This is a genomic window from Streptomyces sp. NPDC104814, from assembly GCF_055583185.1.
Genome location: NZ_JBVJOL010000001.1, coordinates 1,900,490 through 1,912,209, shown reverse-complemented (window position 1 = coordinate 1,912,209; position 11,720 = coordinate 1,900,490). Strand labels below are relative to the sequence as shown.

Below are 11,720 nucleotides of genomic sequence, written 5' to 3'. Positions count from 1 at the left end.
CGGACAGAAGGAAACCTGCCATGACCATCGAATTCGACGCCGCTGTCTTCAGGGCACCGAACGAACCACTGACCATCGAGAAAGTGACTCTCCCTTCGACGCCTCCGCCCGGTGAGGTGCTTGTGCGGCTCAAAGCAAGCGGGGTGTGTCACAGCGACCTTCACGTCGTCGTAGGCGAATGGGACGTGCCTTCGCCGATGATTCTCGGCCATGAAGGGTCCGGGATCGTCGAGAGTGTCGGCGACGGCGTCACGACGCTCAAGAAGGGCGATCACGTCGTGCTGTCCTGGACGCCGTCCTGTCGCCGCTGCCGCTATTGCATCAGTGGCAGACCGGTCCTTTGTGACATGGTCAGCCAGCACTCGGCGAATCACCTGTCGTTCGACGGCCGGTCTCGGATCACGTCAGTGGGCGAGGGCGACGTCTACAGCTTCGCGGGCCTCGGAACGTTCGGCCAGTACGCTCTCGTGCCCGAATCGGGCGCGATCGTCGTCCGGGACGACGCCCCGTTCGAACAGTCGGCTCTGGTCGGATGCGCCGTCACGACAGGCGTCGGCGCGGCCGTCAACACGGCCAAGGTGCGTCCGAGCGACACCGTGCTGGTCCTCGGCTGCGGCGGCGTCGGCCTGAACGCGATTCAGGGTGCTCGGCTCGCCGGCGCGCGGAGGATCATCGCCGCGGACATCTCCGAGGAGAAGCTCGAGCAGGCACGCGTCTTCGGTGCGACAGATCTGATCAACAACGGCCGCGAAAATTTCGCCGAGAGAGTGCACGAGCTCACCGACGGACGCGGTGTGGAGATCGCCATCGAGGCCATCGGGCTACCACGCACCATCGAGTCGGCCTACGAGGTCCTGGCCCGAGGCGGCACGGCGGTGGTCGCCGGGCAGGTGGCGGACGGCATGAGGATCTCCATCGACCCGTTCGTCATGTCCGATCAGGAGCTGTCGCTCATCGGCTCCAACTACGGCTCCAGCAAGCCGGATGTCGACTTCCCCATGCTGATCGACCACTACATGAACAACCGCATCGATCTCGACTCCCTTGTGACGCGTGTGATCGATCTGAAGGACATCAACGAGGCGTTCGACGAGATGCAGCGCGGCATCGGCATCCGCTCGGTGATCAGGTACTGAAAGGCAGGGGCAATCGCATGGCCCTGGAATCATCACGCTTGGCGTTCGAGCGAGCTCGACGCAGCGTCGGCGGGGGTGTGGGGTCGGGCCTGCGCGCCGCGATGCCTCCCCATCCGCTCTTCGTGCAAGAGGCGCAGGGCGCGTACGTCTGGGACCTGGACGGCGACCGGTACATCGACTACGTGATGGCCTGGGGCCCGCTCGTCCTCGGTCACGGTGACCCGCGCGTGCTGTCCGCGGTGTCCGAGGTCGCGAGGAAGATGCAGGTCGTCGGCACCGGCCACCCGCTCGAGTATCGCGCGGCGGAAGCGGTCCTCGAAGCCGTGCCGCACGGCGAGCGACTGCTGTGGAGCAACACGGGGACCGAAGCGGTGCAGGTCGCGCTGCGCCTCGCGCGAGCCGCCACCGGGCGACGCCGCGTCCTCAAGTTCGCCAAGAGCTACCACGGCTGGCATGACACCGTGTATGCCGGGATGTCCGAGGACGACTGCGATCGCCCCGCAGCCCCCGGTGGGCCGGGGCAGTCGGCCAGCGTGCTGGACGACCTGGTCGTGGCGCGCTTCAACGACGTACAGCTGGCGGAGCGCCTGCTGGGCGAGTCGGTCGAGCGCGACATCGCGGCCGTGCTCGTCGACCCGGTGATGAGCAACGCCGGCGTCGAAGCACCCTCACCGCACTTCCTGTCGACGCTGCGAACCCTCTGTGACCGGCACGGCGTCGTGCTCATCTTCGACGAGGTGATCGCCGGGTTCCGGATAGCCCGGGGCGGGGCGGCCGAGAAGTACGGCGTGCTGCCCGACCTGTCCGTCTTCGGGAAGGCGATGGCCGGCGGTTTCACCCAAAGCGCCGTCGTCGGCCGAGCGGAGCTGGTGGATCAGGTGACGTCCGGCGTCGTTCATGCCGGAACCTTCAACGCCAATCCGGTCGCACTGGCAGCCGTCGAGGCGACGATGCGCGTCCTGGCCGATCCTGCGGTCTACGAGTCGCTCGAACGGACCTCGTCCCAGTTCGAGGCCCTCGTCGGTGGTGTCCTCGGTTCATCTCCCGAGTTCGGCCGCTTCAACCGGGTCGGATCGCTCCTCCAGTACGTCCCCGCCGGTGGGGCCACCGGGCTCCACGGAACCAGCGGGCTCTGGACCGCGATCCTCGAAGGGATGCTGCGTCAGGGCTTCCTCTTCATGCCGTCCGGCAAGGTCTTCATCAGCACGGCACATACCACTGCCGACATCGAGGCGACGGCTGACGCCCTCGACCAGCTTCTGCGGAAGTTGTGACGTCCGCATCAAGCCACGTGTGCACCCCACCCGCTCAGGGCCAGGCCGTGTGTCCCATTCCCCGCGGCCTGGCCCGGTCCAATTTCCCGGAAGACACCATGCTGAACCTCTCGGTCCTGCTCGAGGACTCCGCCCGCGCGTACCCGAACCGGGACGCAGTCGTCCTCGGCCCGACGCGTCTCACCTACGCCCAGGTCGACGCCGCCGCCAACCGGATCGCCAACCTCCTGGTCGACCGCGGCATCTGGCCCGGTGACAAGGTCGCGCTCAGTTGCCCGAACGTGCCCTACTTCCCGATCGTCTACTACGGGATCCTCAAGGCCGGCGCCGTCGTCGTCCCGCTCAACATCCTGCTCAAGGGCCGCGAGATCGCCTACCACCTGGCCGACTCGGAGGCGAAGGCGTACTTCTGCTTCGAGGGAGACGCGGGTCTGCCGATGGGTGCGGAGGGACACGCCGGGTTCACCGACACCGCGGGCTGCGAGCACTTCTTCCTCATCACCGCCGACCCCGAGGCGGAAAGCCCGATCGAGGGCGCCGAGACCCTGGGCGCCGCGCTGCAGGGCACGCCGACGACGTTCGACAGCATCGGGACCACCGGGGACGACCCGGCGGTGCTGCTCTACACGAGTGGTACGACAGGACAGGCGAAGGGCGCCGAACTCACCCACGCCAACCTCGTTCTCAACGCCCTCGCCTGCAACCGGCTGTTGGACAACCAACCGGCCTCCGACACCCACCTGCTCGCGCTGCCGCTGTTCCACTCCTTCGGCGCGACCGTGCAGATGAACGCCGGCTTCTCGACGGCGAGCACGCTGGTGCTGCTGCCACGCTTCGACGCCCGGCAGGCCGTGTCCCTGATGCAGCAGGAGGACATCACCTTCTTCGCGGGCGTCCCCACCATGTGGTGGGGCCTGCTGCAGGCGCTCACCGACAACGTGGACGTCGAGAGGATCGCAAGGAACTTGCGCGTCGGCGTCTCCGGCGGTGCCTCGCTCCCTGCCGAGATCATCAAGCAGGTCCGGGAGCGGCTGGGCGTCCAGGTCCTGGAGGGCTACGGCCTCTCCGAGACCTCGCCGGTGGTGACCTTCAGCGATCCGGCGCGAGAGCCGCGGCCCGGCTCCATCGGCGTGCCGGTCTGGGGCGTGGAGCTCAAGCTCGTCAACTCCGACTGGTCCGAGGTCGAGGACGACGGCACCGGCAGCGCCATCGGGGAGATCGCGGTCAAGGGCCACAACGTGATGAAGGGATACCACGGCCGCCCCGAGGCCACAGCCGAAGCGATCAGGGACGGCTGGTTCCGCACCGGTGACCTGGCCCGCAGGGACAAGGACGGCTTCTACTACATCGTCGACCGGGCGAAGGACCTGATCATCCGTGGCGGCTTCAACGTGTACCCGCGCGAGATCGAGGAGGTCCTGATGACGCACCCGGCGGTCAGCCTGGCCGCGGTCGTCGGCGTGCCGCACGAGAGCCACGGCGAGGAGATCAAGGCGTTCGTCATCCTCGACCGCGGCGCCGAGGCCAGTCCCGATGAGCTGATCGCGTGGGGCAAGGAGCAGATGGCCGGCTACAAGTACCCGCGCGTCATGGAGATCGTCGAGACCCTGCCGATGACGTCCACCGGAAAGATCCTCAAGCGTGAACTCGCATGACCGGCACGGCAAGCGCAGGGACATGGGTGGGAAGGACGGCAGATGACAGTGCATGAGGGCCGGCAGAGGGACACGTTCCCCGACGGGCTCGGGGCGGGGACGGATGCGGTTCCCGACTCGCTCGTGGCCGCCTGGAAGGCACGCGTGGCGAAGAACCCGGAGGGCACAGCGCTCCGCTTCTTCGACGGCGCTCTGTCCGCGCGGGAGGTGGACGCGGCGTCGGACGCCCTGGCTGCCGCGTTCGAGGCCCGCGGAACCGGCCGGGGTGACCACGTCGGCGTGTACCTGCAGAACATCCCGCAGTACCCGCTGGTGCTGCTGGCCCTGTGGAAGCTGGGGGCCACGGCACTGGGGCTCAACCCGATGTACCGGCGCCAGGAGCTCCGCCGGATCATCGACGACTCCGGGGCGGTCGGGGTCGTCTGTGCGGACGCGGACGTCCACGAGACGCTCGGCACGCTGGCGGGGAGCACGGTCCGCTGGCTGGTCAGCACGTCGGCACTGGACTACCAGTCCCGCAACGATCCGCGGGTCTTCGCCACGACGCAACGCCACGCCCCGGCTCCGGACGGCGACTTGGTGGGTCTGATCCGCGAGTTCACGGGCCGCAGCCCTTCACCCGTACAACTCACCTGCGACGACGTCGCGTTCCTGACCTACACCTCCGGCACGACGGGACCGCCGAAGGGTGCCATGAACACCCACGGCAACGTGCTGAGCGTGGTGTCGACCTACGCGTCCTGGACCGGTCTGAGCGACGGGGACGTCGTGTTCGCCATCGCCCCGCTGTTCCACATCACCGGCGCGGTGGTCAACGCGACGATCTCCCTGCTCACCGACACCACGCTCGTCCTCACGGGCCGGTTCCACCCCGAGGTCGTACTGGAGGCCTTCGCCGAGCACGGGGTGACCTGCACGATCGGCTCCATCACGGCGTACAACGCGATCTACGAGCTGCCGCAGGCCGGACCGGAGCACTTCGCGTCGGTGAAGGCCCTGTACTCCGGGGGCGCTCCGATCCCGCCGGCGACCGTCGAGCGGTTTCAGGAGCGGTTCGGCGTCTACCTCCACAACGGTTACGGGATGACGGAGACGACGTCCGCCGTCATCGCCGTGCCTCCGGGGGACAGGGCGCCCGTGCATCCGCCGAGCGGGACGCTGTCCATCGGCAGGCCCCTGCCGCACGTCACCGCGCGCGTCGTGGATCTGCACGGCAACCGGCTGCCGAGCGGGGAGCAGGGCGAACTGGAGTTGAGCGGGCCGCAGGTGGTGCCCGGGTACTGGGGCAAGCCCGAGGCCACCCGCCGGACGATGCCGGAGGGCCGGCTGCGTACCGGTGACGTCGCCGTCATCGACGAGCAGGGCTGGGTCTACCTGGTGGACCGGCTCAAGGACCAGATCAACGTGTCCGGTTACAAGGTCTGGCCCCGCGAGGTCGAGGACGCGCTGTACGAGCACCCGTCCGTATTGGAAGCAGCGGTCGTCGGGCAACCCGACGCGTACCGCGGCGAGACCGTCGTCGCCTACGTCTCGCTCAAGGCGGGTCTGACCGCCACGGCGCAGGAGCTGATCGCCTTCGTGCGTGAGCGGCTGGCCGCCTACAAGTGCCCCCGCGAGATCCATTTCCTCGCCGACCTGCCCAAGACGCAGAGCGGCAAGATCCGGCGTGCCGAGCTCCGCGGCGTGGGCGGCACCGGGCCGGTATCACCCTCGAAGGACTGATCGTTGAGCGAGAACCAAACCGACCAGGGCCGTTTTTCGGGCCGCACCGCCGTCGTGACCGGAGCGAGCCGGGGTATCGGCCTCGCCGTCGCCGAGCGCCTCGTCGCCGAAGGGGCGCGCGTGCGCATCACCGCGCGCGAGGCCGGACCGCTCGAGGTCACCGCGTCCTGCACCCAGGCGAGGGTGGCGAGGACGTCGACCTCCAGCACCTCACGGGCGACATCGAGGTCGTCGACGGCGGCCTCAGGGTCGCCGGCGGCGGCCTCAGGGTCGCCGGCGGCACCGCGTAACGACCGCGCCCATCAGACGAAGGACTTCCATGACTTTCCCTCACCTTCCGCCGGACATAGCGGAGTTGCGTGAGCGCACGCGCCGGTTCATCCGCGAGGTCGTCATCGACTCGGAGCCCGCTCCGGGCGGACGTCTCGACCAGCCCACCCGTGACCGGCTGCAGGCCGCGGCGAAGGACGCCGGTGTCTTCGCGCCGCTCGTGCCGACGGAGTACAGCGGCCAAGGCCTGCCCATCGAGCACTGGTCACCGATTCTGCAAGAGGCCGGCTACTCGCCGATCGGTCCCGCTGCCCTCAACTGCATGGCACCCGACGAGGGGAACATGCACATGCTCAACCTCATAGCCACCGAGGAGCAGAAGAAGCGCTATCTCGCGCCTCTGGCGGCGGGGGACGTCCGGTCCTGCTTCGGCATGACCGAGCCCCACCCCGGAGCGGGATCCGACCCGGCGGCGCTGCGGACCACGGCCGTGCGCGCCGACGGCGGCTGGATCATCGACGGCCACAAGCGGTTCACCAGCGGCGCTGTCGGTGCCGGATTCTGCATCGTGATGGCGCGGACCCCGGCCGTCGGCGGCTCCCCCGAGGGGGCCACCATGTTCCTCGTCGACATGACGAACCCGGGGATCCGCCTCGGCGAGGCGATCCACACCGTCGACCGCTCCATCGACGGCGGTCACCCGCACGTGTACCTCGAGGACTGCTTCGTCGCCGACGACGCGGTGCTCGGCGAGGTGGGGCTCGGATTCCGGTACGCGCAGGTACGACTGGGCCCCGCGCGTCTCACACACTGTATGCGGTGGCTGGGGCTGGCACGGCGGGCGCACGACATCGCGCTGGACCGGGCCGGCAAGAGAGAGCTGTTCGGCGGTCCGATCGACTCGCTGGGCCTGGCGCAGCACCTGATCTCCGAGTCCGTGATCGACATCGAGACGTCCGACGCGATCATCACCAAAACCGCGGCACTGCTGCAAAGCGACCCGAAGGCGGGGTCGGCGATGTCCTCGGTCGCGAAGGTGCACTGCTCGGAGGCGATCTTCCGGGTCATCGACCGCGCCATCCAGATCTGTGGCGGGGACGGCGTCTCCGACGGGCTGCCGCTGGCGCAGTACCTGAGCGAGGTCCGTCCGTTCCGCATCTACGACGGCTCCAACGAAACCCACAGGTGGGCCATCGCCCGGCGCGCCTCGGCCGGCCGCCACGCCGCCGTCCGGGACGGAGAGCGGTACCGGGGCGATGCCGTCGTCGGCCGGGAGGGAGACGCGTGATGCACACCGTCCCCGACGGCGTGGAAGTCGTCGCGAGCTGGGAGAGGGCCCGTCACCTCGACAGCCCTCCTCTCCTGGTCCTCGACGCGGTCACCGGCTTCCTCGACGCACACGGCATCGGCAGCGGCCCGCTCGCGTGGCAGCGCATCGGAGACGGCCACTCCAACATCACCTATCTGATCCAGCGCGGTGGCGACTGCGTCGTACTACGCCGTGGACCGCGCCCGCCCCTGCCCAGGTCGACGCACGACATGGTGCGCGAGGCCCGCATCCAGAAGATCCTCGGCGAGCACGGGGTACCGGTACCGCAGATCGTCGCCGTCTGCGAGGACGAGTCGCTGCTGGGCGTGCCGTTCTACCTCATGTCCCGGCTCGACGGGATCGTCATCACCGACACGATCCCGCCCCACCTCTCCTCCGCCGAACAGCGCCGGGCCACCAGCGAGGCGGTCGTCGACACCCTCGTCGCCCTGCACGGCATCGACGTGACGGGAGGGGAACTCGCCTCCCTGGGCTACCCCGAGGGGTATCTCCGGCGCCAGGTCGACAGGTTCCGCGGGTTGTGGGAGGTCAACACCACACGCAGCCTCCCTGCGGTGGAGCGCATCGGGGACTGGCTCGGCCGCAACCTGCCGATGAGCCAGGCGGCCTCGGTGGTGCACGGTGACTACCGCATGGGCAACCTCATGTTCGCTCCCCAGGCGCCGGCCAGGGTCCTCGCGATCCTGGACTGGGAGATGGCCACGCTGGGTGACCCGCTCGCGGACCTGGGATACCTCACCGCCACCTACTCCGAGGCCGGCAGCCCGGCCACCCCGCTCGAGCTCACCCGGGTGACCCGGTCACCCGGCTACCTCCCCCAGCGCCGGCTGGCAGAGCGCTATCAGTCCCGCACGGGTCTCGATCTGACCCCGCTGCCCTGGTACCAGACCCTCGCCCTGTGGAAGGCAGCGATCTTCTGCGAGGCCATCTACACCCGCTGGCAGCGTGGGGAGCGTCCCCACGACACGACCTTCGGGCCGTCGCTCGAAACGGGTGTCCCCCGACTGCTGGAACGGGCCGGGCGATACGCCGGCCTGACGGCGACCACTCGCCGCTGACACCCCGACGCGTCCCGGCACGGGGGCTGTTCACCCACCTCGGCCCCGCGCCCCCTCGCGCCGTGTCCGTCCTTCTTTTCTTCCTCAGAGAGAGGTCCCGTGCCCTCCGCTTCCTCCCGGCACTCTCCCCGTGACACACGGGTGCTGGTCATGGTCAACGCCCTGCCGCTCGCCATCGGTGTCCTGCTCTCCTGCTCCAGGGCCCTCGGAGAGATCTCCGTGTACGGACGTCTCACCCTCGGCATGGCGTGGGCGCTCACGCAGCTCGTCGTCCTCGTCGGCGGGACGTGGTGGTACGAGCACCGGGCCACGTCCGCCGGCGAACCGGCGTCGGCGACGACCGCTGTCTCTCGTCCGGCCGGGGGCGAGTGGTGACGGTTTCCGTCCTGAGCTTCAGCTCGCCCGACCTCATCGGCTCCGCCGCGAGGAGCGCGGTCGTCATCGCCTTCCTCGTCTTCATCGGCCTGTGCCTCCTGTGGGTCTTCACCCTCGCCAGTCAGGACGACGACCCGGAGCGCCTCTACGTCGCCGACCGCTCCTTCCGGCCCGTCTTCAACGGCGTCGCGATGGCGGGAGAACAGATCACCGTCGTCATTCTGGTCTCGCTGCCGGGAGCGATCGCCCTCTTCGGCTACGACGGAGTCTCGACCGCCGTCGACAGTGCCCTCGCACTCGGTGTCTTCCTCCTCCTCGCCTCCAGGATTCGCGCGACCCGCCGCTACACACTCGGCGACCTGTTCTCGCTGCGTGCTGAGGGACCGGGAACGCGGATCGCCGGTGCGGTGGTGACGTTGTGCATCGCCGTACCCCTGCTCATGGTTCAGCTGCGCGCCGGCGGCATCACCGCCGCCCTTCTGATCGGCGTGCCGACCGAGACGGCCCGGGTGGTGTGCACGGTGCTGATGGGATTCCTCATCACCTGCTTCGCGGCGGTGGCCGATCTGCGCGGCACGAGTTTCGTACAGGTCGCCAAGGTGCCCGTAGCCCTGGCGACGCTCGCCGCCGTCACCCTGCTGGCGCTCCGCCTGTTCGACTGGAGCCCTGAATCCTTGCTGTCGGCCGCCATGGACAAGAGCATGTCGCCGGACGACTACCTCAGCCCCGGGCTGTGGGCGCACACCGCCGGCTTCGGGCCGCTCGGCACGATCAGCGACCACATCGTCGTCATCCTCGGCACCGCGATGATGCCCCATCTGCTCCTGCGCGTCAGCGCCAGCCGGGACGTGCCCGCCGCTCGGCGATCACTGAGCGTCGCCGTGGGCCTGACCGGCCTTTTCTACCTGCTCCTGATCACGACCGGCTTCGCCGCGGCCGCGGTGGTGGGCAGCGGACAGATCGGGGCGGTCGATGCGAAGGGACAGGGATCCCCGATCCTCCTGGCGTCGGAGGTCCTCCCCCGCCACTCCACCGGCCGAGTCGTGCTCATCACCCTCGTGGCCTGTGTCGCCTTCCTCGCCGTCCTCACGGCCGTGGCGAGCGTGACCTTCGCCGCCGCCGTCTCCGTGACCCGCGACCTGCTCGGGCGAAAGGGCCGTGTCAGGAACTCCATCGGAGAGCCGGCCGTCATGCGACTGTCCGTTGTCGCGCTCTGCGCGGTGAGCCTTCTCCTCACCACCGCCCTGCACCGCTACCCCATCGAATTCCTCCTCGCCTTCTCACTGAGCCTCGCGGCCTCCTGCGTGTTCCCCGCGCTCGTCTACTCCTTCCTCTGGGCCGGCTTCAACCGCCGAGGGCTGCTGTGGCTCGTCTACGGAGGGCTGTCCCTCTGCATACTCCTGACCCTGGCCTCCCCCGTCGTGTCCGGGACGGCTTACGCGCTGATGCCGGATCAGGACTTCGACCTGTTCCCGCTCCACACCCCCGGGCTGGTCTCGGTCCCCGCGGCCTTCCTCCTCGGATGGCTCGGCAGCGCGCGACCGTGGGAGCGGACGACGTGACCGGAGTACGAGAGCGGGGGTGCGACCGACCGGTGCATCCTGCACCAAGCCCACGCAAGCCAGGTGCCCGCTGTCGTTCTCGACAGCGGGCGTGGCTGGCGAGAGTGACTGGCACCAGCTACAGGAACGGCCAGGAAGCAACGCGCGAGGGAGAGCATTCACATGACAGCACAGAAGCAGCCCCAGACCCTGTCGTCGGTGGCGTCTGACACGCCGACGGGCGAGATACTCAAGCTCCTGACCCGCGACGGAGGGCTCATCGTCAAGAACTTCCTGACGACGGAGCAGATGAACCGCTTCAACGCCGAGATCGAGCCCCCGTTGCAGGCACTTCGCCCGGGCTCGACCCACGAGAACGACTTGGTGGCCGCGTTCCACGGCAGCAACACCAAGCGACTCACGAACCTGGTCACGCACAGCCCCACGTTCCGCAACGAGATCCTCGAACACTCACTGGTCCACGAGATCTGTGACCAGATCTTCCTCCCGGAGTCGGGCACGTACTGGATGACCACCGCGCAGGTGATCGAGATCGGCCCCCACAGCCAGGCGCAGATGCTGCACCGGGACCTGGAGAACTGGTTCCCGTTCATCGGGATGGGGCCCGACGGCCCGGAAGTCACCCTCAACTTCCTCATCGCCCTCACCGACTTCACGGAGGAGAACGGCGCCACCCGTGTCATCCCGGGAAGCAACCACTGGAGCGACTTCGAGGATCGCGGGACTCCTGAGCAGACGGTTCCCGCGCTCATGAACGCCGGAGACGCCCTTCTGTTCAGCGGCAAGACCGCGCACGGTGGTGGCGCGAACCAGACCGGCGACGAGTACCGGCGGGCTGTGGCCTTCGCCCTCAATCCGGGCTTCCTCACCGGCGAGGAGGCGTATCCCTTCCTGGTCGACATGGAGGTCGCCAGGACGCTCTCGCCGCGTGTCCAGCGCCTGCTCGGGTTCCGCTCCCAGTACCCGACGGGCTCCCCTGGCCTGTGGCAGGTCGACTACGCCGACCTGGGTGACTACCTCGATCTCTGAGAGCCGACTCGATCAGCCCCGCGCCGGGGCGATCCGTTGGCCGTGCCCGCTACCGGGTGCCGTAGGGCAGGAGCGCCATGTCCCGTGCGTTCTTGACGGCCTGTCCTACCTGGCGCTGCTGCTGACGGGTCACGTGGGTCACCCTGCGGCTGCGGATCTTCCCGCGGTCGGAGATGAACTTCCGCAGCAGGTCGGTGTCCTTGTAGTCGACATAGGTGATGCCGGCGGCGTCCAGCGGGTTGGCCCGCTGCCGCTTGGCGGTCTGCCGCCCGTTGCTCGTACGTCGGGGCATGGTGGTCGGTCCTCTCG

Annotated in this window: 11 protein-coding genes; 10 read left to right on the top strand and 1 reads right to left on the bottom strand. The window is 68.8% G+C overall.

Translation table 11 applies throughout. The features are described 5' to 3' along the window. Positions 1–20 precede the first annotated feature (20 nt). The 10 genes from ACZ64A_RS08005 (at position 21) to ACZ64A_RS07960 (ending at position 11,411) form a co-directional block, all read left to right on the top strand. Positions 21–1,136 (top strand): Zn-dependent alcohol dehydrogenase, encoded by a 1,116-nt coding sequence (locus ACZ64A_RS08005; RefSeq protein ID WP_469808915.1) that lies wholly within the window; start codon positions 21–23, stop codon positions 1,134–1,136. Between the two features lie 38 nt (positions 1,137–1,174). Next, a complete protein-coding gene (locus ACZ64A_RS08000) occupies positions 1,175–2,410 on the top strand; it encodes an aspartate aminotransferase family protein (RefSeq protein ID WP_469808914.1) in 1,236 nt (411 codons plus the stop codon). 98 nt (positions 2,411–2,508) lie between these two features. After that, positions 2,509–4,065 (top strand): long-chain-fatty-acid--CoA ligase, encoded by a 1,557-nt coding sequence (locus ACZ64A_RS07995; protein ID WP_469808913.1) that lies wholly within the window; start codon positions 2,509–2,511, stop codon positions 4,063–4,065. Between the two features lie 42 nt (positions 4,066–4,107). Next, complete coding sequence (locus ACZ64A_RS07990) at positions 4,108–5,787, top strand: class I adenylate-forming enzyme family protein (protein WP_469808912.1); 1,680 nt, start codon at positions 4,108–4,110, stop codon at positions 5,785–5,787. A gap of 54 nt (positions 5,788–5,841) precedes the next feature. Continuing rightward, positions 5,842–6,150, top strand: a complete 309-nt coding sequence (locus tag ACZ64A_RS07985) for an SDR family NAD(P)-dependent oxidoreductase (protein ID WP_469809096.1) — start codon at positions 5,842–5,844, stop codon at positions 6,148–6,150. Continuing rightward, positions 6,107–7,345 carry an acyl-CoA dehydrogenase family protein gene (locus ACZ64A_RS07980; protein ID WP_469808911.1) on the top strand — a complete coding sequence of 413 codons (1,239 nt, stop codon included), beginning with the start codon at positions 6,107–6,109 and terminating at the stop codon, positions 7,343–7,345. The genes ACZ64A_RS07985 and ACZ64A_RS07980 overlap by 44 nt, the downstream gene beginning before the upstream one ends. Further along, positions 7,345–8,445 (top strand): phosphotransferase family protein, encoded by a 1,101-nt coding sequence (locus tag ACZ64A_RS07975; protein ID WP_469808910.1) that lies wholly within the window; start codon positions 7,345–7,347, stop codon positions 8,443–8,445. Before ACZ64A_RS07980 ends, ACZ64A_RS07975 begins: the two co-directional genes overlap by 1 nt. Before the next feature lie 99 nt (positions 8,446–8,544). Further along, positions 8,545–8,820 carry a hypothetical protein gene (locus ACZ64A_RS07970; RefSeq protein WP_469808909.1) on the top strand — a complete coding sequence of 92 codons (276 nt, stop codon included), beginning with the start codon at positions 8,545–8,547 and terminating at the stop codon, positions 8,818–8,820. Then, complete coding sequence (locus tag ACZ64A_RS07965; protein ID WP_469808908.1) at positions 8,817–10,382, top strand: sodium:solute symporter family transporter; 1,566 nt, start codon at positions 8,817–8,819, stop codon at positions 10,380–10,382. Before ACZ64A_RS07970 ends, ACZ64A_RS07965 begins: the two co-directional genes overlap by 4 nt. 162 nt (positions 10,383–10,544) lie before the next feature. Beyond that, positions 10,545–11,411: a phytanoyl-CoA dioxygenase family protein gene (locus ACZ64A_RS07960; protein WP_469808907.1), complete on the top strand. Its 867-nt coding sequence runs from the start codon at positions 10,545–10,547 to the stop codon at positions 11,409–11,411. 49 nt (positions 11,412–11,460) lie between these two features. Here the strand turns inward: ACZ64A_RS07960 and rpsR are convergent, their stop codons facing one another. Continuing rightward, positions 11,461–11,703, bottom strand: a complete 243-nt coding sequence (gene rpsR / locus ACZ64A_RS07955; protein ID WP_469808906.1) for a 30S ribosomal protein S18 — start codon at positions 11,701–11,703, stop codon at positions 11,461–11,463. Positions 11,704–11,720: the final 17 nt, after the last annotated feature.

Excerpts from the sequence above, each read along its gene's own strand:
- ACZ64A_RS08005 (WP_469808915.1), top strand. The coding sequence starts at position 21 with ATGACCATCGAATTCGACGCCGCTGTCTTCAGGGCACCGAACGAACCA.
- ACZ64A_RS07995 (WP_469808913.1), top strand. The coding sequence starts at position 2,509 with ATGCTGAACCTCTCGGTCCTGCTCGAGGACTCCGCCCGCGCGTACCCG.
- ACZ64A_RS07990 (WP_469808912.1), top strand. The coding sequence starts at position 4,108 with ATGACAGTGCATGAGGGCCGGCAGAGGGACACGTTCCCCGACGGGCTC.
- ACZ64A_RS07980 (WP_469808911.1), top strand. The coding sequence starts at position 6,107 with ATGACTTTCCCTCACCTTCCGCCGGACATAGCGGAGTTGCGTGAGCGC.
- ACZ64A_RS07975 (WP_469808910.1), top strand. The coding sequence starts at position 7,345 with ATGCACACCGTCCCCGACGGCGTGGAAGTCGTCGCGAGCTGGGAGAGG.
- ACZ64A_RS07960 (WP_469808907.1), top strand. The coding sequence starts at position 10,545 with ATGACAGCACAGAAGCAGCCCCAGACCCTGTCGTCGGTGGCGTCTGAC.
- rpsR (WP_469808906.1), bottom strand. The coding sequence starts at position 11,703 with ATGCCCCGACGTACGAGCAACGGGCGGCAGACCGCCAAGCGGCAGCGG.